23 protein-coding genes, 1 tRNA gene and 1 pseudogene are annotated in these 22892 nt (G+C 66.0%); 16 read left to right on the forward strand and 9 right to left on the reverse strand.

The features are described from left to right. The first annotated feature begins 6 nt into the window (after positions 1 to 6). The 12 genes from FBT69_12535 (at position 7) to FBT69_12590 (ending at position 10255) form a co-directional block, all read left to right on the forward strand. Complete coding sequence (locus FBT69_12535; GenBank protein MDL1905619.1) at positions 7 to 879, forward strand: NAD(+)/NADH kinase; 873 nt, start codon at positions 7 to 9, stop codon at positions 877 to 879. Positions 880 to 891: 12 nt separating this feature from the next. Next, entirely contained in the window at positions 892 to 1383 is a 492-nt protein-coding gene (locus FBT69_12540; GenBank protein ID MDL1905620.1) for a hypothetical protein, read from the forward strand. A gap of 154 nt (positions 1384 to 1537) precedes the next feature. Beyond that, positions 1538 to 2020, forward strand: a complete 483-nt coding sequence (locus tag FBT69_12545; GenBank protein ID MDL1905621.1) for a hypothetical protein — start codon at positions 1538 to 1540, stop codon at positions 2018 to 2020. Between the two features lie 569 nt (positions 2021 to 2589). After that, positions 2590 to 2880 (forward strand): helix-turn-helix domain-containing protein, encoded by a 291-nt coding sequence (locus tag FBT69_12550; protein MDL1905622.1) that lies wholly within the window; start codon positions 2590 to 2592, stop codon positions 2878 to 2880. Positions 2881 to 2882: 2 nt separating this feature from the next. Then, positions 2883 to 5114, forward strand: coding sequence for a hypothetical protein (locus tag FBT69_12555; GenBank protein ID MDL1905623.1), 2232 nt, complete (start codon positions 2883 to 2885; stop codon positions 5112 to 5114). Positions 5115 to 5860: 746 nt separating this feature from the next. Then, positions 5861 to 6439 carry a hypothetical protein gene (locus FBT69_12560; protein ID MDL1905624.1) on the forward strand — a complete coding sequence of 193 codons (579 nt, stop codon included), beginning with the start codon at positions 5861 to 5863 and terminating at the stop codon, positions 6437 to 6439. Further along, a complete protein-coding gene (locus tag FBT69_12565) occupies positions 6436 to 6669 on the forward strand; it encodes a hypothetical protein (protein ID MDL1905625.1) in 234 nt (77 codons plus the stop codon). Before FBT69_12560 ends, FBT69_12565 begins: the two co-directional genes overlap by 4 nt. A gap of 62 nt (positions 6670 to 6731) precedes the next feature. Next, positions 6732 to 7136, forward strand: coding sequence for a hypothetical protein (locus FBT69_12570; protein ID MDL1905626.1), 405 nt, complete (start codon positions 6732 to 6734; stop codon positions 7134 to 7136). A gap of 183 nt (positions 7137 to 7319) precedes the next feature. Continuing rightward, positions 7320 to 8012, forward strand: a complete 693-nt coding sequence (locus FBT69_12575; GenBank protein ID MDL1905627.1) for a hypothetical protein — start codon at positions 7320 to 7322, stop codon at positions 8010 to 8012. Continuing rightward, positions 8012 to 8707 (forward strand): hypothetical protein, encoded by a 696-nt coding sequence (locus tag FBT69_12580; GenBank protein MDL1905628.1) that lies wholly within the window; start codon positions 8012 to 8014, stop codon positions 8705 to 8707. Before FBT69_12575 ends, FBT69_12580 begins: the two co-directional genes overlap by 1 nt. Further along, positions 8704 to 9102, forward strand: coding sequence for a hypothetical protein (locus FBT69_12585; protein ID MDL1905629.1), 399 nt, complete (start codon positions 8704 to 8706; stop codon positions 9100 to 9102). The genes FBT69_12580 and FBT69_12585 overlap by 4 nt, the downstream gene beginning before the upstream one ends. Positions 9103 to 9169: 67 nt before the next feature. Next, complete coding sequence (locus tag FBT69_12590; protein ID MDL1905630.1) at positions 9170 to 10255, forward strand: site-specific DNA-methyltransferase; 1086 nt, start codon at positions 9170 to 9172, stop codon at positions 10253 to 10255. Here FBT69_12590 and FBT69_12595 read toward each other — a convergent pair. Together FBT69_12595 and FBT69_12600 are read right to left on the reverse strand one after the other, a co-directional pair. Beyond that, complete coding sequence (locus FBT69_12595) at positions 10224 to 11174, reverse strand: hypothetical protein (GenBank protein MDL1905631.1); 951 nt, start codon at positions 11172 to 11174, stop codon at positions 10224 to 10226. The two genes, FBT69_12590 and FBT69_12595, sit on opposite strands and share 32 nt — an antisense overlap. Then, positions 11174 to 11419 (reverse strand): helix-turn-helix transcriptional regulator, encoded by a 246-nt coding sequence (locus tag FBT69_12600; GenBank protein ID MDL1905632.1) that lies wholly within the window; start codon positions 11417 to 11419, stop codon positions 11174 to 11176. The genes FBT69_12595 and FBT69_12600 overlap by 1 nt, the downstream gene beginning before the upstream one ends. Positions 11420 to 11554: 135 nt before the next feature. Between FBT69_12600 and FBT69_12605 the strand changes: the two genes are divergently transcribed. Beyond that, entirely contained in the window at positions 11555 to 11809 is a 255-nt protein-coding gene (locus tag FBT69_12605; protein ID MDL1905633.1) for a hypothetical protein, read from the forward strand. 2 nt (positions 11810 to 11811) lie between these two features. On the opposite strand, the gene FBT69_12610 is transcribed toward FBT69_12605, so the two are convergent. The 6 genes from FBT69_12610 to FBT69_12635 form a co-directional block, all read right to left on the reverse strand. Beyond that, positions 11812 to 11885: transfer RNA gene (locus FBT69_12610), tRNA-Arg, on the reverse strand. A gap of 16 nt (positions 11886 to 11901) precedes the next feature. Continuing rightward, on the reverse strand, positions 11902 to 13458 hold the full coding sequence (locus tag FBT69_12615) for a hypothetical protein (protein MDL1905634.1): 1557 nt from the start codon (positions 13456 to 13458) through the stop codon (positions 11902 to 11904). A gap of 245 nt (positions 13459 to 13703) precedes the next feature. Beyond that, a complete protein-coding gene (locus tag FBT69_12620) occupies positions 13704 to 14075 on the reverse strand; it encodes a sulfurtransferase (GenBank protein ID MDL1905635.1) in 372 nt (123 codons plus the stop codon). 62 nt (positions 14076 to 14137) lie between these two features. Beyond that, entirely contained in the window at positions 14138 to 14734 is a 597-nt protein-coding gene (locus tag FBT69_12625; GenBank protein MDL1905636.1) for a hypothetical protein, read from the reverse strand. 12 nt (positions 14735 to 14746) lie between these two features. Next, a complete protein-coding gene (locus tag FBT69_12630; protein ID MDL1905637.1) occupies positions 14747 to 15403 on the reverse strand; it encodes a hypothetical protein in 657 nt (218 codons plus the stop codon). Further along, positions 15400 to 15708 carry a tetratricopeptide repeat protein gene (locus FBT69_12635; protein ID MDL1905638.1) on the reverse strand — a complete coding sequence of 103 codons (309 nt, stop codon included), beginning with the start codon at positions 15706 to 15708 and terminating at the stop codon, positions 15400 to 15402. Before FBT69_12635 ends, FBT69_12630 begins: the two co-directional genes overlap by 4 nt. Positions 15709 to 15795: 87 nt before the next feature. Between FBT69_12635 and FBT69_12640 the strand changes: the two genes are divergently transcribed. From FBT69_12640 to FBT69_12650, 3 genes are all read left to right on the forward strand, one after another. Next, the gene (locus FBT69_12640; protein MDL1905639.1) at positions 15796 to 16659 is read left to right on the forward strand and encodes a 3-hydroxybutyryl-CoA dehydrogenase; all 864 of its coding nucleotides are present in this window, start codon (positions 15796 to 15798) and stop codon (positions 16657 to 16659) included. A gap of 119 nt (positions 16660 to 16778) precedes the next feature. Further along, positions 16779 to 18767: a hypothetical protein gene (locus tag FBT69_12645; protein MDL1905640.1), complete on the forward strand. Its 1989-nt coding sequence runs from the start codon at positions 16779 to 16781 to the stop codon at positions 18765 to 18767. A 69-nt stretch (positions 18768 to 18836) separates the two neighbouring features. Beyond that, positions 18837 to 20627: a methylmalonyl-CoA mutase gene (locus FBT69_12650; GenBank protein MDL1905641.1), complete on the forward strand. Its 1791-nt coding sequence runs from the start codon at positions 18837 to 18839 to the stop codon at positions 20625 to 20627. Positions 20628 to 20780: 153 nt separating this feature from the next. Here FBT69_12650 and FBT69_12655 read toward each other — a convergent pair. Beyond that, positions 20781 to 22673: pseudogene (locus FBT69_12655) on the reverse strand (M1 family metallopeptidase). Positions 22674 to 22892: the final 219 nt, after the last annotated feature.

Here is a 22892-nt window from a genome sequence, read left to right on the forward strand (position 1 = left end):
TCTCTCATGCCCCGCGCCGCGCTGCTCGCCTACAGGCACGACGACGCCGAATCGACACGGGCGGCAACGCAGGTGCGCCCGCTCATCGAGCGATTCGGCCGACTCGTGGGCGTGGCGGATGCCAACGACCACGCCACGTCGCTCGACGGCAGGGGCGCGGACCTGCTCGTCGTCCTCGGCGGCGACGGCACCTTGCTCTCGATGGCTCGACGCACTGTGATGCATGGCGTTCCCCTCCTCGGCGTGAACCTCGGCCGCCTCGGCTTCATGGCCGAGTTTGATCTCGCCTCCCTCGCTTCACACGCCGCGTCGCTCTTCGGCGACGCCCCGCTGCGCCTGCACGAACTGGCCCTCCTCCACGCCTCGGTGCGTGCCCCCGATGGCTCGACCCGCTTCGAAGGGCTTGCGCTCAACGAGTGCGCCATCACCGCCGGCCCGCCCTACCGCATGATCGAGCTGGCCCTCAGCATCGACGGGCGGCCCGGCCCGATCGTCTCGGGCGACGGCCTCATCGTCTCCACGCCCACCGGCTCGACTGCGTACAACGTCTCGGCGGGCGGGCCGATCGTCGCGCCGGGGGTCGGCGCGTTCGCCATCACGCCAATCGCCGCCCACACGCTCTCCTTCCGTCCCATCGTCGTGCCCGACTCGGCATGCGTCGAGATCGCCGCGTTGCGCGTGAACTACGACGCCAGAGGCAACGGCACCACGCTCGTCCTCGACGGCCAAGTGCAGACTTCGCTGGCTGCGGGCGAGCGTGTCATCCTCGCCCGCAACGGGCGCGGCGTGCGCTTCGTCCGCAATCCGGACGGCAGCTTCTGGGCGACCGTGATCGAGAAACTCCACTGGGCCGCCCAGCCCCGCATGCGCACCCCGTAGCGAGAGCCGGCCATGAGACTCTGGATCATCCGCCACGGCAAGGCCGAGCAGGATTCGCCCACGTGCAGCGACGAGCACCGCCTCCTCCGCGACCGGGGCCGAATGCAGGCCCGATGGCTCGGAGAGCGGATGCGGGAATCCGACGCCCCACCCGTGCTGATCCTGTCGTCGGGCTTGCTGCGCGCCGTCGAGACAGCACGCATCATCCAGGATTGTCTCACCTGTCCTCTGCTGGTCGAACCCGCGCTCGAAACGGGTCGGCCTGCCGACGACGTGCTGCAACTCATCAAGGCTCATGCCGACGCACGCTCGCTGGCCGTTGTCGGGCACAATCCGCAACTGGAGTCCCTGGCAGAGATCCTGGCGGGTTGCGGCGAGGACGAGCCGTTCAGCATCAGGACCGGGCAGGCTCTCGAACTCGACCTGACACGAACGGTTGACGGCGCCCTGTCCGGTTCGATCATCCGCTCGCTGCGTGCGGACGAGTCCGAGGCCGCTTCCTGAGGGCCAGGCACGAACGCGGCGGGCGATCGCTAGCCACCGTGGGCCACAGTTTCCGCGATCTGCCCTGTTTCTTCCGTTGTGCGGCTCGTCGCGCGCCGGAATGGCGCGGCTTGGTTTTACGATCGTTCCCATCACCCTTTCCGGGAGAACTGCCATGGCCACGATCGACCACGCGCGCATCACGCTCTCCGTTCTCATGCTCGTGCTTCCACTCGCGGCTTCATGCTCGAGTGCGCCAACGCACGAGCGCGCGAGCGACCCGTACCCGCTCAAGCGTTGCCCGGTCTCCGGACGGACGCTGGGGGAAAATGCGGTCGTGTGTGAGATCGACGGACGCGAGGTGCGGTTCTGCTGCGAGGACTGCCCCGACCGGTTCGAGTCCGCGAAGGCCGAACTGTTCGCAAAGATCGACGCCGAACTGACCGCTGCACAACTTCCCGACTACCCCACGGATAAGTGCATCGTGACCGGCGCACCGATGACGCTCGACAGGAAGGACGTATCGATCAACATCATCTACCGCAACCGCCTGGTGCGGGTCTGCTGCGAGGACTGCCGGGCGCAGTTCGAGAGCGCACCCGAGCACTATCTCTCCATGCTCGACGAAGCCCGTCGTGCTGCCAGCGCGGTGGAGTGATACGAACCGGGTACGACCGCTGCACGCTGAGGGTCCGGCATGCGCGATGCCGCCACGACGTTGCGGACAGTCGAGGCGCAAGGCTCGTCGCGATCCGCAGACGCGCCGTCTTCACGCTCGCCGCCCGGCGCTCGCGTCCGGCCGCAACGTCCCGGGGAGGACTCGAACCTCCGACCTGCGATTTAGAAGGCCGTAGGGATACGCACAGAATACACGGGAAATCGGCCACTTTCCAACGCTTCTCCACCTTGGCAAGGATTCTGGCAAGGATCATCCCGCACAACCGGACCCCCAGAGGCCGGGAACCCTCTTTCCTTGGCGAGGGTTTCCGGGGTGCGTAGAATACTTGTGGCCCCCAAGATGAGCCGTCACCCGCCTTCAGGCGGAAACCGGGCCGGGGTCTGAATGATGAACTGCGAATGACGGACTGCGGATTCTGAAGCCCTGAATGATGAATGAGGAACCGCGAACTGCCCCAACCCGGCGCGTTCGTCCGTTCAGGGTTCCACCGTCCAGCGTAACGACGGCCCCGATTCGTTGACGGCCCGCGCCCCCTGGGAGCGTCCGTCATGTCTATTGCATCATCCGGCGGGGCGCTCCCCGCCGAGTTCGCGCGTGAAGTCGCGTCGATCGTTCTCGCCGAAATCCAGCGCCGGGGCATCGTCACCCCTGAATACCTGGACAGCGCGCAAGCGTCGGTCTACCTGGGCATGAGTCAGGATTGGTTGGCCAAGGCCCGAAGTGACGGCGGCGGCCCCAACTACTCCAAGGTGTCCGGCTCCCGTGGCGGCGCTGTCCGCTACAAGCGCACCGACCTGGACAAGTTCATGGCGGCCCGCCGCACTGGGGAAGGCCGCTAAACATGGACCCCGGATGCCACGCCAACTACTCCCATGCCTGGGCGTTCCTTGATCGTTTCCACCCCAGGCGGCCCCGCACCATAACGGGAATCACGCTGGACAAGCGCCAGATTCCTACGGCCACCTTCGGGCCGAACCAGCGCGCCGACTTCCTCACTTGGGCGGAAGCGTGCGCGAAGATGCCCGCCAATCTCTACTTCTCCGTCGCCGAACCGATCGGTACGCCAACGGAGAAGATGAGCCGGGCGGAAGTCCGCGCCGTGCATTGGTTGCACGTTGACGTAGACCCCCGCAAGGGTGAAGACCTGGAGGCGGAGCGATCCCGAATCCTGGAACTACTGCGCGATCCGACGGGGCTTCCCGCCCCGTCGGTCATCGTGTCCACCGGCGGCGGGTTCGCAGCGTACTGGGCGCTGTCGGAACCGATCATCATTGACGGGGACTTGGCCCGCGCTGAAGACGCGGCGCTCTACAACCTTGCGATAGAGCGGGCGTTGGGCGGGGATACTTGCCATGACGTTTCGCGCATCATGCGTCTTCCGTTCACCGTCAACCTTCCCGACGCTGGCAAGGTGAAGAAGGGCCGCGTTCCCGCTCTGGCCGCCGTGGTTGAGTGGCACGCCGATCGGGTCTATCCGTTGTCCGCTTTCCCGAAGGCCCAGGTGGACGGACAGGCCCCGACGCCCAAGGTGGACGCGGCCAGCGCGCGCAGCATCGCGCACGTTGACGACCTGGGCGAGCGGGTTTCGGACAGGCTCAAAGTGTTGATCGTCAACGGGTGCAACCCCGACGAACCGAACCACTTCCCTTCCCGATCCGAAGCGGTCTTCTACGTCGCGTGCGAACTTGTCCGCGCCGGCCTGGACGATGCAACGATCCTGGGCGTACTCCAGCACCCGGAGTTCCGCATAGCGGAGAGTGTGCGGGAGAAGGGGAACGGGGCCGCGCGCTACGCCGCGCGTCAGGTGGAACGCGCCCGCGCCGCCGTTGATGAAGAGGCCGCCGATTTCCAGTGTGACGACAAGGGGAACCCGTTCCCGTCGCCCCACAATATCCGCGTGTCCATCCGCAAACAGGACGTGCGCCTCTGGTGGGATGAGTTCGCCGATCGGAAGTTCATTGAAGGCTTGACGGGGTTCGGACCACACCTTGACGACCGCGCCGTAGTCCGCTTGTGGATCAACGCCCAGGAAGTCCACCGGCTCCGAACCGGGAAAGAGTTCTTCCATGACGTTGTGTCCGACTACGCCATTTCCAACCGTCGGCATCCCGTGCGTTCGTACCTGGAGGAAGTCGCCGACACCTGGGATGGAACGCCCCGCGTTGAAACGTGGTTGATCGACTACGCGGGCGCTGAAGATACGCCCTACGTCCGCGCCGTGTCCCGCTTGCCCTTGGTGGCCGCCGTGCGCCGCATCCTGTCCCCAGGGTGCAAGTTCGATGAAATGCCGGTCCTGGAGGGACCACAGGGCGGCGGGAAGTCTTCGCTTCTCCGCACGCTTTGCCCCGATGAATCGTGGTTCACCGATGATCTTCCGTTGGACGGGGACGCCAAGCGGTTCATTGAAGCCGTGAAGGGGAAGTGGATCGTTGAGGCGGGCGAACTGAAGGGCATGAGGAAGGCGGAGGCCGACGCGCTGAAGTCGGCGCTATCACGTCAAGTGGACCGGGCGCGCATGGCCTACGGGCGGGAGCCTGTAGAACTGGCGCGCCAGTGTGTCATCTTCGGGACCACGAACAGTGAACGGTACCTGAAGGACACCACAGGGAACCGGCGGTACTGGCCGATCCGATGCGGGGCGCTGGACGTGGCCGGGCTTGCCAAGGTGCGCGATCAACTCTGGGCAGAGGCCGCCCGCCTGGAGGCCGACGGAGTGTCGATCCGCCTGGACCCGTCCCTCTACCCGCACGCGGCGGAGGCCCAGGACGCCCGCCGACAGGAAGACCCGTTCATGGAAGCCCTGGAACCGGCTCTGGCGGGCTTGGTGGGCAAACTCCGCGCCCAGGACGCTTGGTCGATCGTCGGCAAGGCCGACGTCGGCACGCGGACGCAGGAAGATATGAACCGCCTGGGGGAGGCCATGCGGATGCTGGGCTGGGAGCGGAGCCGTCGGCGGTTCGATGATGGACGGCGGGAGTGTTGCTACGTCAAAGGCAACGCTGGCGAGCGGGAACGGCCCGTGGTCCTGAACTGTGTGGAAGGGCGTTGGGAGGGGGTGTCCGATGCCTTCTAGCCGTCCATGCCTCCGCCCAGGGCTGGACGCCCAGGGGTGGACGGGAAATCGCCCCTGGGGCTTCAGGAACGCCGATTTCGACCCCCTGTCCACCCTGTCCGTCCTGGACCACCCCACTTCCCCAGAGGGGCTAGCGGCCTGTGCTATACCCCTACCTGTCTATTCCTTTGATGAAATAGGGGTGGACAGGGTGGACAGTAGTAGAAATGGCCTCTGGGACTTCAGGAAGGCCGAATCCGCGTCCACCCCTGGGCATGGACGGAGGATGGACAGGGGATGGACGGCTCCGCCCCGGCTTGGGCGTCCATGCCGCGCAAGCCGCGCCGCATCCGATAACCCCTCGCGCGCCCGTGACCCTTGGTTATCGCACCCTAGACCACCCTTGCCAAGGGCCGCCGAATCCTTGCCAACGCCCCTTGGTCCGCTAGGAACCGCCTTCCCGTGGCCCCAGGGGCGTATCCCTTCCGCCTGTTACTTCCCGGCTCCGACCACCGACCATCGTTCTCGGACCACCACCTGTGAAGATGGGAGGTCTGGGAGGTCTGCAGTGGTTATGAGGGGGTGGTCCGAGAAATCGCAGATTCTCGGACCTAGGTACCCCTCCACCCCAGCGCCGGGCACCATTTCGATCATCGCAACTTGTTAGTAGTCGCAAACCAATAGCCATGAGTACGAAACCACCCACACCCCTTGATCCGAACGGCCTCCCGCCCATGCCTTCGCGCGGATGCCCGGTCAGTTCCAGCATGTTCGATCGACTGTTGGAGGCCGCGCGCCGTGGCGGTTGGCCCGCCGTCTATACGGTCTTCGCACAGGGCGAAACCGTCATCGACCGTGGCGGCCTGGGCGGAGTGTGCGAACGCCCCTCGCGCCGCGCCACGTTGAATGAGTTCCTCGCCAAGCGTTCGGACTTGGCCGCGCTCTTGGATAACGCGGCCCAGGAACGGCGGGACCGGCTCTTGGAGAATCTCCAAGATGAGGTGGAACAGATAGCCCTTGGGCCGGGCGACGTTACCCAGGACTTCGACGATAAGGGCCGACTGAAGCGCACGCGGATTGATCGGCGCAACAAACTTCACGCGCTGTTGAAACTGTTGGCCGCGCACGATCCCGACACCTACGCGGAGCGCCGCAAACTGGACGTGGCCGGACAGGTGAATCACGCGCACGCCCACCTGTCATTGGGCAACGCACCCGGCGGGTACGTTGTAGATATGGACTCCGTAGCGGCGCTGGAGCCGGGCGAGCAAGCCGAACTGTTCCGACTTCTCACCAAGATTGAAGACGCGCGCCGCGCGCTTCCCCCTGGAGATTCCGACCAATGAACGCAAGCGACCACCAAAGGCGCGTGGCCTTCCTGAACCTGAAGGCCAACGCGGGCGCGATCACACCAGATGAGCGGGCCGAACTGGATCAACTGTGCCAACTGCGCTTCGTTGAAACCACTGGAGGCGGGCCGATCATCGTGGAACCGCTCCCGATCCGGCCCGAAGACTGGAACGCATACGCGCAGCGCCGCAACGCTGAACGCACGCAGTTTCATACGGATACATAAGGCTACATAGTTTTACAAGATAGTTCGTACTTGTCAGTATTTCCGAGCAACGTAGAATACTAATGATGCAACCGGAAGAGGCCACAACCATTGCGGAGAAGATCATCGACTCCGACTTGATGCCCAAGCCAACGGCCTTGGCCGTCATCGCGGCCATTCAGGCGGCGGGCGGGGCGCGTGTCGGCCCGGAGCATTTCGTCCCGGCGGCCAAGGCAAAGCGCGCCAAGGTGCGCAGCGTGGCGGCGGCCTGTGGTTGGGGGCGATGCTGGCATTGTGGCGAGTGGCGCGACGTGGGCGCGGAGCCGCCGGACGATCCGTGTACCTGTCCCTGTGTGGTTGAAGTCATCGACGATGAAACCTGGGCCGCGCTGTCCGTCTACTTCCTGTGCGGCGGCCCAATCCGTGCATCCCTTGGCCTTCCGGCTTCACTGGCGGCGCGCTCCCGCCACTTCGATCCCGCCGTTTGACGACGGCGGTATGGTTTCGCATCGCGGTTGGCATCCCCGTGGTGCTCCTCTCTCCGCCGTGGTGGGCATACCACGGCGGGGTTTCCGAATCTGAATCACCCTCCCGCCCGCTAGTGGCGGACGGGCGGGTTTATGGCAAACGAACGAATCGACACGTCCATTTCAATGTCGGTCACTCCCGAAATGATCGACGTTCACCGGGACGGCTTCATCCTGGGCGCGAACACCGACGGTTCACCCGTCTTCCATGATGCCTTCACCAAGGCGCGGGCGACGATGGAAGCCGTCTTCACCAAGTCGCGTGCGCTGTCCGAAGCCGAGCGGGCGCTAAAGGCGGCCACGGCCCAGCAAGCCGACCCCGCCCAGGAACGCCGACTCCGCACGCTGGCCGCCCGCACCCTGGGCGAATGTCGGAAGGCGGTTGAAGGGGCGTTGGAGTCCATCGGGGCGCATCGCGCAAAGGCCGATGAGGAAATCACGAACGCCCTGGGCATCCCGGCGGCGCGTCTACAGGTCACAGATTCCCAGCGTGCATCGGACGTGCGGGCCGCGCTGCGCGCAATGGGCAAGGCCGAACGAATGGCCGCGCTGCGCTCCGCCGTTCAGGACGGGGACGCGGAAGCCGTCGGCGCGATCCTGTCGGCCAGTCCGCTTGCGGCGGGCCTGTCCCGAACCGAAGCGGACAATCTGCGCGCCGACGCTGAACGGCGGTTCACGCCCGAACTGGCCGCGTTCCGGTCCAATCTGGACCGGCTACGGGAAGTCATCGTCCGCGCTGGCGACGTGACGGAGAAGCGGTTCGGTTCCTTGGTCGGGCGCGGAAACTCCCCCGCCGCACGGGTGGAGGCGGCGCTGTCGGCGCTGGAGTCCAACTGATGGCGGAAGAGAATCCCAGTACGAACCCGTCGGAGGCGGAGTCCGTCGCCAAACTGACCAAGGCGCTTGAAGCCGAGCGCGCCGCGCACGCGGCCACCAAGTCCAAACACCGGGAGTTCTGCGCGTCCGTCTACAAGGCGCGCGGCCTCCCGGATGATGCCACCCCCGATGCACTCTTCGCGTCCCTGGGCGATGAGGAAGCCCGCGTGGCCGAACGCACAAAGTCGATTCAGGAAGAGCGGGACGCGGCCTTGAAGCGTGCGGAACAGGTGGCGGGCGAGTGGAACGCATTCCGTATTGACCGCGCATTGTCCGAAGCCTTCACCAAGTCGGGCATGAAGCCGGAGAACTTGGAAGATGCGTTGGCGATGGCGCGGGGCCTGTTCACCGTCGATGAGAAGGGCCGCGTTCACACCAAGCCGGACGCGCCGAACACTGTCCCCGGCCAGAGCGCCGAAACCTGGGCGTTCAGTGAACTTCGCGCCAAGCGCCCGCATTGGTACCCGCCGAGCATTGGCGGCGGCGCGAAGACACCTGGCGCGGGGTTCGTATCCCGCGTGGATGATTCATGCTTCAACCCCCGAAGCCCCAATCACAACTTCACGGCGCAACTGGCGTTTGAGGGGAGATACGGCGCGAAGGCCGCCGCCGACGCCCGCGCGAAGTACCGCCACCTGGGAGGCAGTTTCGTATGAAGACCGAGCATCAACTGTGGTCCGCGCGGGGTTTGGCCGTGGCGGAAGACGTGCGCCGGGAAGTCGCCCGCCGCGCCCTGAAGTCGGTTCGGCTTCAGGTGGAGCGGGCCGGGGGCGACTGGGACGACCACTCCGCCCAGGTGCGGGCCGCCGTCCGGGACTTCCTGGGCGGCGCATCGGCCTACCACGTCATCCTCTACGCGGCCTCCGCCGAAGCCGTCCCGCATCGGTACACCGGGCCGGGCGATGAGGCATTCCCCGGAGCCGTCCGGCGGGCCGTGCGCCGCATTGGACGGCTTCTCCCGGCGCTGGCCGCCGTGGCGGGCCTGGAGGCTTTGGCCTCCACCCTGGGCGAAGACTCGCCCTTGGTCCGGCGCTTGCGGGCGAACGGGTAGACAATCCACAGGGCCGCGCCGGTTGCGAACCCCGGACAGGGCCGCTATGCTCCGGGCAATGAAGACGATGAGTGACAATGCCCCCGGCCTCTTCATCGGTGAAGTGAAGCCGGACACGCGGGATACGGCCTTGGACTCTGTGCCCGGCCTGGATACCCGCCTGGTGGAACGTCACCCGCGTTCATTCAAGCGGGACGGGGTGCGAATCAGCAAGGGGGACGCCCAGGACCACTACGCCGACTGGGATTCACCTGTGGCGATCATCGCGGATGGCCCCTATGGAGTGGCGGGGTATCCGGGCGATCCTCCGAAGCCGGACAAACTGGGCGAGTGGTACGAACCCCATATCGCGGAATGGGCCAAGCGGTCTACCCCGCTCACAACGCTATGGTTCTGGAACACTGAAGTAGGTTGGGCGAACGTGCATCCTGTTCTGACCCGCTACGGGTGGGAGTACCGGGGCGCGAGCGTTTGGGATAAGGGCATCGCGCATATCGCGGGCAACATCAACACGGCCAGCATCCGCCGCGTCCCCGCCGTTACGGAAGTCTGTGTCCACTACACGCGCGAAGCCCGCTTCACTGTGGACGGGCAAGATGCGCCGATGAAGGAATGGCTACGCGCGGAGTGGTTGCGTTCCGGCCTCCCGCTCTACAAGACCAATGAAGCGTGTGGGGTCATCAACGCGGCCACTCGGAAGTATTTCACGCAATGCCACCTGTGGTACTTTCCACCGGCGGAAGCCTTCACCCAACTTGTGGAGTACGCCAACAAACACGGGAAACCGGAGGGGCGGCCCTACTTCTCCATCGACGGGAAGCGCTCAATGACCGGGGAAGAATGGGAGCGGATGCGCGCCAAGTTCCGTTGTGAACACGGGATCACGAACGTATGGCGCGAACCGGCGGTACGCGGCGCGGAGCGCGTGAAGAATGGGATGAAGGCGCTTCACTCCAACCAGAAGCCACTATCGCTAGTGGAACTCACCCTCCGCATGACAACCGATCCGGGTGATATGGTGTGGGAGCCGTTCGGCGGCCTTTGTACCGCCGCCGTTGCTTCGCACCACCTGGGCCGCCGATGCGAAGCCACCGAAATCAATGAAGAGTTCTACGCGCTGGCTATTTCGCGTCTGGCCCGCTACCGCCGTTGAAGACTTCCGGCGCGTCCAATGACTTGTCCGCGATGAGCGCTTGAAGCGTGGCCTTGTTCTCCGCCGCCTCCACCTGGGCGAGTACGCGGGACCATTGGGCAACCGTGCGCCCCTTGAAGGTCATTCCGAGTACGCGGCGTTTGAACTCTTCAAGGGACGTGTGTTCGATGCGATCCATCTTGGCGAAGTTCGTATCCAAGCGATACTTGAACTTGCCCAGCAAGCCCGCCAACTTCGCTTGGTACGCGGGATCATGGGAGAATGTCTTCCCGTTTCGCCCCCAGGATGCCACGATTCGTTCCGCTTCCTTGAACTGGGCGGGCGTGCCTTGGAACTTGTAGCCGTTCGTGTTCGTCTGTTGAAGGTTGGCCGTACGCGCGGACGTGTCTTCCGGCTCAAACACCAAGTAGTCCGGCGGGTTGTGGTAGTGTTTGTCCCGCGCCTCCGCCACACTCCGCGCCGTGTCTATCCACACGTCAAGGATGCGGGGCCGCCCGAAGATGATGAACTCCGGTACCCATGCCAGCATGGCCACGTTCGTTTGGTCATCCGCAAAGTGTGTGATTGAATCCTTGAAGCGCGCCGTGATTTCGGTAGCGAGCGGGAACCACGTCTTGATCTCGATTCCCGGCGCTGGCGTCACCGATCCCCTGAAGATTGTGTCAGGGAAGCCGGGGTCTTGGCGCTCCCACTTCCCCTTCGGATGCGCCACCTTCTCATTCAGGTACGAAACCGCCCCGTACTCAATCATGTTGCCGACAAGCGGAGAGAGTTTGGACACCACCTTGGACAGATGGAGCGCGTAGTCCAAGTCCGGCGGGCGCGCCACTTCCAACACGTCCAGCGTTCGGCCTGCGAAGCCCGCAAGCGTCTTGGATGCGTCCAGTAGAATCGACTTGTATTCAGGTACTTTCGGCATCAGGGCTTCAGGTGCGCCTCCATCGCGGAGAAGAGCGCGCTGGGCGGGACGCCCAAGCCTGAAGCGATGCGAACAATGCTGACAAGCGACGGGTTCCGCTCTCCCCGTTCAACGTCGGCAAGGTACGTCCGATGGAGCCGACAGCGGGCGGCCAACTCTTCCTGGGACAAGTCCAGCGCGTGGCGCTTCTCCCGGATGGCAAGTCCGAAGGCATCCGCTATCGCTTTGGCGTTGACACGCGACAATGGGACAACGATCCCGGCTTGACGCCGATCCGTCTACAGTCGATGAGTGACAATCCGGGATATCGGGCGGCGCGGACTTCGGACGTGAATCAAGCGCCCTTGGCGTACACTCCGCCCAACACCAAGGGAGCCGCCATGTTTCGAGTCATCATCCGAGTGAGTTTCAACGGGGACACCGGCAGCAAGTTGCGCAATGCCCTTGCTCTAGACAATGCCGCGTCCTATGGCCTCTCAAACACCAGCACGGGCATGTATGAAGGGTCCACCGTCACTCCGGCGCAGTTGGCCGCGTTGATGCAAAGGCTGGGGGCGCTGGGCGTCCCTGCGGACATTGCGGCTGGGACAACCGCAACCCTGGACCATTTCATGGTGTACGTTGCCCCCGTCTGAAACGTCCCCGGCTGGACTCGAACCAGCAACCACCCATTTAGAAGACGGGAGCGCTATCCAGTTGCGCCACGGGGACAGGGTTTGGGACCATTCTACGCGCTGGCCTGTCGGCTTGGGCGTCCGGCGGCCTCCCGTTCGATGCGGCCCGCCGGGTTCGTAGCCCCTGGACCGGTCCCCGCCTTGCGGATCAGGAAGCCCGCCACCTTCTCCGTTGCGGCCCGCATGGCGTCCATGCTGGGCCGGTTGTACCTGTGGTTCATGTTGGCGCTGTCGGGGGTGTGGTTCATCAGCGCCTTCATCACCCGTTCCGACACGCCCACTTCCTCTTCATCGGCGGTTGACGCGAAGGTGTGGCGCAGGACGTGGGCGGAGGCAATGGCCGTGAACTTGCGGGGTTGCCCCTTCGGGTCATTTACCCATTCGCCCGCCACGTTCCGCCTGAACCGGGCCACCTTGCCCGCCGCATCCCTCATGTAGTCCTGTTCCTTGGGTTCGCGCAGGTTGACCAATCGGCCTTCCTTGTCCCGCGTCGGGAACACCCACCCTTGATCGTCGCCGACGATGGACGGATTCTCCGCCTTGCGGCGCTTCAGGATTTCGACCACGGGCGCGGACAGGGGAACCGTGAACGCTTTCCGCTCCCCGCCCTTCGGGCATGGCCGGTGCATCGACTTGGGCGGAAGCGCCACCCGCTCCCCCTGGGCGTTGACGTACCACCCCGGCTTGTCGGTCAGGTTCACTTCATCCCAGCGCAGCATCCGGGAATCCTCGTTCCGAAGCCCCGTCAACAGAACGAACCAATGCCAATCCCGACGAACGGGGTTCGTAACGCCATTGACGCGGGCCGCCCACTCCGGGAGCGCCGCCCAGTCGATCGGCTTCCGCGTCCCCTCTTCATTCCACACCTTGCGGAACTTCCGAACGGGGTTCATCGCGTGTTCGTCCGCGTCGAAGCGCTCCGCCGCGCTGTTCCAGACGGCGCGGAGCATCCGAAATGCCTTGTTGGCGACGATCGGCCCGTGGTCCTGGGTGATGCGCCGGTGTCGGTCGATACATTCCCGCTTGGTCAGGGACGCCACTGGCCGTTCCATCCACTCGCCCAGGTAGCGGGCCATTTCGTCCCGCATCCGATCGACCGAGCGGGCGCGGTTCCGGGCCTTCATGTTGGCGACGTGTTCATCAATGGCCTGGGCGAGCGTGAACGCTTCCCATTCGTCCGGGGCCTGGGGCGCTTGCTCCGGGCCGTCCGCGTCCACCTGCGCGGCCTGAGGAGCGTCGGCGCGGGCCTGGGGGCGTGCGGGTGCGCCGTCGCGTTCGAGCCGGTCCCGGACGTGGGCGACGATCCGGGCGGCCTCCGCCGCGTCCCCGGCCTTGGCCGCCTTGTTTGCGTCGCCCAGTTCGCCCCGGACCTTCTCCGCCAAGTCCCGGAAGTCTGAGGCCGTCCGCTTGCCACCGACGCGGCCCAGGGCCACCCGGACGGCCTTCCCGCCTACGTCGCGTTGGACGTAGAACGTGGCCGACTCCCCGGACACCTTCAACAGGAACCCCTTCAACTTGTCATCGGTGAACACCACCGGCTTCCCGGCTTTGGCCGCCTCCGCCTTGCACTTCTCAACCGCCCCGTTCGTCAGGTACACACGCCGCGCCATATCGGACCTCCGAAATCCTTGCCAAGGCTCTTGGCAAGGTCGGTCCCTCCATAACCGTACTTGACGGCTACAAGGGGACCGAACGGAAATCCCTACGGCGCAGGGCGTTTACAACACTTTGGGCTACGGCTACAAGTCCATAGCCGCCCTTAGAAGACCGCTGCTCTGTCCAGCTGAGCTACCGGGACACACGAACGGATGATATCGCTTCACGGCGCGGGCTGAGATCGCGGCGTGAGCAGCCGCTACGCCCCGACGATCCTGCATACGCCGTTCTCCCGCTCGTACCGCGGCATCCCCGGTTGGATGTCCATCGCCCAGAGGTCGATGCCGCCCACGACGGACTTCGCGCCGGCGAAGCCGTGCCGCTGCAGGAGCAGGGCGGCCTTGACAGATCGGTTGCCGTGATGGCAGATCACGCAGATCGTGGCGTCTTCGCTCATGCCGCGATCGGCAAGCGCGTCCTCAACCTCGTCGAGACGTGATTCGAGTTCGTGCAGCGGGATCAGCACCGAGCCGTCCACGCGGCAGACCTCCCATTCCTCCGGCGTGCGACAGTCGAGGACCAGGAAATCTTCGCGAGTGCACATCTCCCGCGCAGCAACTCGCGGCGCCATCTCGAAATCCTCGTGGAAGAGGTAACCCACCGGCAGGCCGTTTTCGTCGAGCGTCAACTCCTTCACTCCGCCGCCTCCTCGGTCATCTCCCCCGGAGCAGACTCCTGTGACACCCCAGCATCGCGTGAGTCGGTCTCGTCCACGGGAACCAGCCTCGCCCGATCCGGCGCACGCTGCCAGATCGCTTTCGGGCTCCAGCCGGTGCGCCACTGCGGGTATACGAACAACCCCGGCACGACGGACACACCCTCGGCCGCCGCCTTGCCAAGGCCCAGGAACCCGTGCCCGATCTCGTCCGTGCAACCGCCCGATTCGAGATCGAGAGCGGAGACCGGCGTCGGGAACTCACCGCTTGCCCGTGCCGTGCCGGTCGGCCCGGCGTGCAGCGTGGCGTAGGTCGGTCTGTGCGACACGCCGTCCACGCCCGCCTCGAACCGAACGAGCGACCAGTTCGACCGATCGAGCCCGGCCAGCGATGGACCGTCGGCAACGCGATCAGGGCGCGGCTCGGCCCAATGCCCGTCGATGGCTTCCAGCCGGGCGCTGGCGCCGAGCGTGGCCCGGTCATTGTGGTGGCTCATGCAGCCGGCCAGCGTTCCGCCGGCGGCCAGGGTGACGATCGTCACCCGCAACAGGCCAAGGAGGTTGCGCTTTGTCATGCTCCCAGCGTATCACTCTCCCCTGCCCAGCACCACGCGCACGACTTCGAGGCAGGTCTCCTCGTCGTACCCCCGCCGGGCCAGGTATGCCGCGAGCCGACGGTGGGCGGCGGCGGGTTCAAGGCCGCGCATCGAGTCAGCCCGTCTCCGGGCAGCCTCGACTGCCCGTTGCCGATCATCCCCATCGCCGAATGCTCGCTGCACGGCAAGGTCAGCGTGTCTCTCGTCGATCCCACGCTGCACGAGCCGATCACGCGCCATCCGGCGCGACACCTTCCGCTCTGCCATGCCGATCGCGGCGGTCTCGGCGAGCGCACGCTCATCGATTGCCCCCGCTTCGGTCAGCCGATCAGCGACCGCCGCGGCGACAGTCGCGTCGTGTCCTCGATCCAGCAACCGTGCCGCAAGTTCACTTCTGGTGCGAGGCCGAACGCGGACGAGCCGGAGCGCATCCCGCCTGGCGGCACACGACGCGATCGCGGCCAGAAGTGCCTGCGCCATGTGCGCGTCCAGTATCGCACCGCGCGCAACGCCGAGCCGGTTCGCTTCCGCTGCCTCGACCTCACCTGCTTTCGCGCCGTCGAGCATCACAACGACGAGCGCGGGATCGCGCCTTGAACGGCGAACGCCCGTGACCCGTCTCCCTGCACTGATGTCAACACCGCTCACGACAACTGCCCCAGGTACGCAGCGATCTCGGACGCCGCCTTGGCGTCACCGACGCGCCGCGCGACGGTCAATCCCTCCTCCAGCGTCCGGCGCGCTCCGGCTTCGTGGCCCATCGCTTCGAGCGACCTCGCCAGGTGGAAATGCGTGTAGGCGTTGTCGGGGTCGGCTGCCGCTGCACGCCGGTACAACTCGGCCGCACGCCCGTGCTCGCCCCGCTTCGCCCACTCCTGTGCCAGCCCGTAGAGCACGAACCCGTCCGTCGGGTCCACGGCGAGAAGGCGTTCGAGTTGCTCGATGCTTGGCATGACACCATCGTATCGTGACAAGCCCCCGTGCGGACGCACGGGTCCGCGCCATATCCTCCGACGGACACCGGGGAGAAGGGAGCACCCATGCACAACGTCAGGAAGATCGGCATCGTCGGAGCGGGCCAGATGGGCGGCGGGATCGCGCAGGTCGCGGCTGTCGCGGGGTTCACGACCATCGTCCACGACCCCTTCCCCGGCGCGCTCCAGAAGTGCCGCTCGCTGCACGACAAACTCCTCACCCGCGCCGTCGAAAAGGCCAAGATGACGCAGGCCGACGCCGATGCCGCGAAGAGCCGCCTGACCTACGCCGACGGACTGGACACCCTCGCCGGGTGCGACGCCATCATTGAGGCCGTCGTCGAGGACGCGGGCGTGAAGAAGCAACTCTTCGGCGAACTCGTCGGCCTCGTGCCCGACAACGGTCTGCTCGCCACCAACACCTCGTCCATCAGCATCACCGAACTGGCGACGGCCGTGGGCGGGGCGGCCGATCGCTTCATCGGCATGCATTTCTTCAATCCCGTGCCCGTGATGAAACTCGTCGAGGTCATCAAGGGACTGGCGACGAGCGAGCAGACCACCGCCCGCACCATCGCTCTCGCCGAGGCGATGGGCAAGACGGCTATCCCCGCCAATGACCGCCCCGGTTTCGTCAGCAACCGCGTGCTCATGCCTCTCATCAACGAGGCTTTCTACGCGTGGATGGAGGGCGTCGCCGAGCCGCAGCACATCGACGAGATCATGAAACTCGGGTGCAACCACCCCATGGGCCCCCTCCGCCTCGCCGACTTCATCGGCCTCGACACCTGCGTCCACATCATGGACGTGCTGGCGGACGGCCTCAACAACGACCGCTACCGCGCCTGCCCGCTTCTCAAGCAACTCGTCGCCGCCGGACGGCTGGGCGATAAGACGGGTCGGGGGGTGTACGACTACTCGCAGAAGTAGCCGACCGAACTGCGCCCTCCACGCTCCCCCACCCCCGGCCACGATTCCGTGGCGCACCCGCGCGGGACTGGTGCCCCGTCATTTACCCTTCGTTTCGGAAGTTGCGTGACAATCTCACCATGCGCATCCCCCTCTCCCGAGTCTGGCGGGCCTTCCCCGAACTCGACCGCTTCACGGACGAGCAGTGCGCTCGCTTCGTCCGCGCGGCGTGCCGAACCGGGCTGCGTTACCTCCACCGGGCCGCGCTCGTGGTGCTGTTCGTGCTGCTCGTGGCCGGGTCGCTCCTCGTGGCGACGGGCATCACGCAACTCGCGGGGCGGCGCTGGGATCCGCTCGCCCCGACCGCGGGAATCATCAACTTCGCCTTGCTGCTCCTCGTGCTCGTGTTCTTCGCGCTGCCGCCGCTGCTGGTGATGCTCATCCGCGACCGGTTGCTCCTCCGTCGCATCCGGCGGGTGCTGCGGACACGGGGGGCGTGCCCGGTGTGCCGGTACACGCTGGTGGGGCTGCCGGTTACCGCTGAGCTGGCCGTCGTCTGTCCGGAATGCGGGTACGAGGCCGAGATCGATCCCGCACTGCGCGAACTCGTGATCGACGAGTCCGGCCGCGGCGTCTTCACGCCCGAGGCCTACCGCGAACCCCAGTCCTTCTGGACGCCGCGCCGCCGCCTGTGGCTGAAGCGGACGGCCATCGGGCTGGCATTCGTGCTGTTCGTGCTGCTGCCGCTGGGGTGGGGCGGGTACGAGGTGTTCCTGCGCCGGCAGGCCGCGCTCGCCCTGAGCGAGCGGTTCTCTCCCGAAGACATCATCGCCTACGTCGAGGCGAACCAGCCGGAGGGCACGTCGCCGGACGACCCGAACGCCTGGGACGCGTTCTACGCCGCGTTATCGAGGATGCGTGAGGCAGACACGCTGGTGGCGCCGGTCGCGACGGTCGGTACACGAGGCGTGTTTGCGGACTTCACGCTCATCTACGACTACTCCCAGCGCTCGTTCATGGACGAAGAGGATCGGCAGTATTTCGATGCGTGCCGCGATCTCGGGCTGCGTTCGCTCGTCGCCTATCGCGAAGGCGGCGTGTTCGACCACTTGGGAGAAATCTCGGCACGCAAGCGAGCCGTCAGGCCGATCACGATCGGCGCGCAGGGCATGCCGATGCTGTCGTCGATGGTGCTCACCGAACTCGGCCAGGCTCGCTCGTTCGTCCGCATGAACACGGCCCGGATGCACCTCGCCCTCGAAGCCGGCGACCTTCCGGAGTACGTCGATGCTCTTGAAACCAACCTCGCCCTCGCCAGAATCTGTGCTCATCAGCCGATGCTGATTGACGCCCTGGTCGCCTATGCGATCGAGGCGCAGGTGATCAGCAGGATCAGGGCGACGCTCGGCGCACTTCCATCGGAAGACTGGCTCGATGCGATCGAGGGCGCGCTCGACCGCCAGCGCATCGCGGTTCCGCTGTCGTACCACGTCGGCGGCGAGCGCTTCTGGAGTCTAGACGCCGTCGCCTGGACCTTCTGCGACCCGGCGAACGTCCGCTTCGGCGCGGCGTCCCCCGCGCTCCAGGCGTTCACGGGTGGCATGTCCTCGACCAATACGATCCTGCTCGGCACGTACAAGGGCAACCGCGACACCTTCAACCGCTACTTCGACGAAGCATTGCTTCACGCCGACCAGCCCCCCCACGCCCGCGGCCCCGCCCAAGAGCGACCAAGGGGCGCGCTCGCCGAGGTCTTCCTGTCCGCCATGACAAAGGCCCTGCAATCGTTCGACCACATCCACCTCGACCGCGACGGCCTGCGCGTCCTGATCGCGCTCGAACGCTACCGCATGCGGCACGCCGGCTACCCAGACACGCTCGACCAACTCGTGCCGGACTGCATCGACAACCTGCCATCCGATCCGTGGAGCGGCCACCCCTTCGGCTATGCCCGCGTGAACCCCGAGACCGACCGCCTCGGCCGGTCGTTCCTGCTCTACAGCGTCGGGGCGGACGGTACGGACGACAGCGGTCGAGAGACGCCGATGCTCAACGACCGGCACCACGTCCTCAATCCCGCCCACCAGCCGCGTCTGAAAGGCTTCGACTACGTGATCAACGGCGACTGACGACTTCCCGCGGCCCGGTCCCTAAACTTGCGCATCGTCAATACAACAACCCTCCCCGGAGGCCGGCCCATGTCCACCGCCAGCTCGCGCCAGACCATCTCCGGCCCCGGCATCGACCCCGTTACCGGGCGGGTCGATCCGAAGGCTGTGACGATCTCGGGTCTCGTCCTCGACGCCGCGTACGGCCCGGGCGTCCCCGGGTGGCAGCCCGCAGAGAGCCTCCGCAACGTCGAGCGAGACCTGCCGCCGCCCGGCGTCTTTCCGTACACGCGCGGCCTGTTCCCGCAGGGCTACCGCACCCGCCTCTGGACCATGCGCCAGTTCGCAGGCTTCGGCTCCGCGGACGACACCAACAAGCGCTTCAAGTACCTCCTCAAGGCCGCCAGCACCTCGACCGCCGCGAACACCGGCCTCTCCACCGCCTTTGACCTGCCCACGCTCATGGGACGCGACTCCGACGATCCGCTCTCCGTCGGCGAGGTCGGCAAGTGCGGTGTCGCCATCGACACCATCGAGGACATGCACCGCCTCTACGCCGAGATCCCCATCGACCGCGTCACCGTCAGCCAGACCATCAACGGCCCCGCCGCCGTCATCTGGGCCATGTACCTCGCCATGGCGCACCAGCGCGGCATCTCGTGGGACACGCTCGGCGGCACACTCCAGAACGACATCCTCAAGGAGTTCCACTCCCAGAACGAGTTCATCTACCCGCCGGAGCCTTCTGTGAAACTCGTCGTAGACACCATCGAGTTCCAGATGCGCCACGTGCCGCGCTGGCACTCGGTCTCGATCTCCGGCTATCACATCCGCGAGGCGGGCAGCACCGCCACGCAGGAACTCGCCTTCACGCTCCGTGACGGCATGGAGTACGTCGAGGCGTGCCTCCTCCGCGGGCTGGACATCGACGCCTTCGCCCCACGCCTTTCCTTCTTCTTCAACTCCCACAACGAGTTCTTCGAGGAGATCTGCAAACTCCGCGCGGCCCGGCGCATCTGGGCACGCATGATGCGCGACCGCTACGGCGCAGCGAACGAGAAATCCTGGTACATGAAAACCCACGTCCAGACAGCCGGATGCTCGCTCACCGAGCAGCAGCCTCTGAACAACGTCGTGCGCGTGGCCTATCAGGCGATGGCCGCCGCGCTCGGCGGGTGCCAGTCCCTGCACACCGACAGCATGGACGAGACCCTCGGCCTGCCCACCGAGCAGGCCGTCACGGTCGCCCTGCGCACGCAGCAGATTCTCGCCCACGAGACCGGCATCACCCGCGTCGCGGACCCGCTCGGCGGGTCGTGGTTCGTCGAAGACCTGACCGACCGCATGGAGGCCGAAGCGCTCGGCTACATCGACGAGATCGACGCCATGGGCGGGGGCGCGTGGCGCCGAGGGGCGACGCCGAACGAGAACCTCGGCGGCTACGGAGGCGTCGTTTCCGGCATCAACAAGGGCTACTTCCGACGCCAGATCGCCGAGGCCTCGTACCGTTTTTCCGAGGAATGCGAGGCCGGCGACCGAATCATCGTGGGCGTGAACCAGTACGTCGATGAGAACGAGGAGCGCCCGTTCGACATCCTCACCATCCCGGATTCGGTGGAAACCGAGCAGGTCGCACGCCTCAACGCGTTCAAGAAGTCCCGCGACGCCGCGGCCGTCGCCCGGGCTCTCGATAACATCCGCTCCGCATGCCAAGGCAAACCGGCGTCCACCGTCCATTTTCCACTGTCCACCGCCGACCTCCACCCCACCAACGTGATGCCCGCCCTGATCGACGGCGCGCTCGCAGGCTGCACGCTCGGCGAGATGACCCAGGCGATGGCCGACGTCTACGGCCGCTACTCAGGCGGGCCGGAGTGGTGAATGCAGGCCGTGACGCGAGTCGAAACCGAATCGTCCGGGATCCGCGACAATCGGAAACCGTCTCGCGAATTCCCCAACACCCTCGTGCCAGGCGTACGCCGCTACGCCAAGTCGGCCTCTCCGCGACGTTTCCCAGCATCACGCACGGACGGATCACCGCCCGGAGCGCCCACGGTCAACCCAGCGGTTGTTTGAGCGATCAACGTCCGGCAGGACGTTGTCGGGATCGACGACGACCTCGACCACGCGCCGACCGGCGGGGTTCCAACCGTCGGTCCAGAGTGTCGTTGTCGCCCAGATTTCCACGGGCAGCCGCCGCTCGTCGGATGTGCCGTCGTCGTAGTACACCCGCATTCGAACCGGCATCACCATGTCGCGCCGACTGGCGAGATAGACGCGCACCCATGAGCCGTCGTCAGTGTGCTCCACGCCCGTCACGGCCTGGTCGAGCGTCGCCGTGGAGAGGAACCACCCCCGCCAGAACCACGCCAGGTCGGCGCCCGCCACGTCCTCCATCGTGCGGAAGAAGTCTGCCGGTTGCGGGTGCTTGAACGCCCAGCGGTCGATGTACGCGCGGAAGGCAGCGTCGAACCGTTCCTCGCCCAGCACTTCCTCTCGCAGCAGGACGAGCGCGGCCGCAGGCTTGCCGTACATGAGAAAGCCGAGTCGCCCGCGCCAGACATGATCGGCGTAGGTCGGCGTAATGGGCTGCTGCTGGCCGCGCGCCATCTGGGCAGTGAAGGCATCCACGTCGCTGCGCCGGTCGCGGGCGCCGTCGCCGTAGCGGTCACGGACGGTGTACACGTTCATGAACGAGTTGAAGCCCTCGTCCATCCATGCGTAGCGGCGCTCGTCCGTGTTCACCAGCATGGGGAACCAGGTGTGCCCGAACTCGTGATCGGTCACGCCGTACAGCCCGCGTTCATCGTGGCGTTCGGCGCAGAACACGATCATCGGGTACTCCATCCCGCCCACGCGGCCGTTGACGTTGATGGCGGTTGGGTACGGGTAGGGGTGCCACTGGCGCGAGTTGAAGTCGATCGCATGCCGCGCCATCTGCGTGGCTTGGCCCCAGAGCGGGAGGGCCTCCTTCGGGTACACACTCTGCACGAGAACCCGGCCGTTCGGGGCCTGCGCCGAGCCACGAACGTCCAGCCCCGCCGCGTCCCACACGAAGGCCGCGCTGGAGGCCCATGCGAACGTGCGGACATTCCTCGCCGAAAATCGCCACGTGAGCGGCCCTTCGCCGGCCGGCCATGCGGACGGGGCGCCGACTTCCTCCGCCGAGCGGATGACGATCGTCTCGTTGCTCCGCAGCGCGTTGTCGAGTCGCTCGCGGGCTGTCGTGGTGAGGACGTCGGCGGCATTCGTCAGCGTGCCGGTCGCCACCACGACGTGCGAGCGCGGCGCGGTGATGGTCACCTCGTAATCGCCGAAGTTGGTGTAGAACTCGCCCTGCCCGAGGTAAGGCAGCGTGTTCCACCCATGAACGTCGTCGTAGACCGCTACAGCCGGGAACCACTGCGCGATCTGGAACACAACACCCTGCTCGACCTCTTCGACGGAAAGGCGGTCCACCCCGAACGGCGGAACGTTGAATCGCCACGACAGCTCGATCGAGATCGACCCGCCGGGTTGGAGCGGGTTCGGGAGGTCGATGCGGCCGAGCGTGTCGTACACGTGCAGTTCGACCGGCGTGCCGTCCACCGACACCTGCCCGAGCTCGTAGCCACCCTCGAACCCCTTGCGATACCCGAAGCGGGAGCCTGGTTCCTTCGACAACGAACCGAGGCTGTCGGGACGGAACAGGTTCTGCTCGAGGTGAAGCCAGACGTGGGTCAGCGTGTCGGGAGAGTTGTTGTGGTATGTGATCGTGCCGGTGGCGGACACGGCCTGCTCGCCTTCGTGGAGCGTCGCGTCGATGCGGTAGTCCGCGCGCTGCTGCCAGTAGGCGGGGCCGGGTGCGCCGGAGCCGAGACGCGCCGCGCTCGCAGCGGGAAGGTCCAGCGGGCTGAAGACCGTCGAGCCGTCGGGTTCCGGCGCTCGGAACCCGGCGTCGCTCGTCGCGCCGGCGAGCGAGGGGGTGGTTCTGAGCCGGTTGCTGTCCGTTGCACACCCGCCGGTCAGCAGGAAGATGGCAACGAGCAGGCACGAAAGAACGCCGAGGGGACGGGTTCGCATGGGGGTCTCCGAATCACCGAGGCCAAGGCGGAGGATATCCGGGGAACCCGCGTGAGAGACGGGTCGATTCTCCGTTCGTGACGG

Origin of the sequence: Synechococcales cyanobacterium CNB (assembly GCA_030263455.1) — a bacterium.
Taxonomy (GTDB): domain Bacteria; phylum Planctomycetota; class Phycisphaerae; order Phycisphaerales; family UBA1924; genus CAADGN01.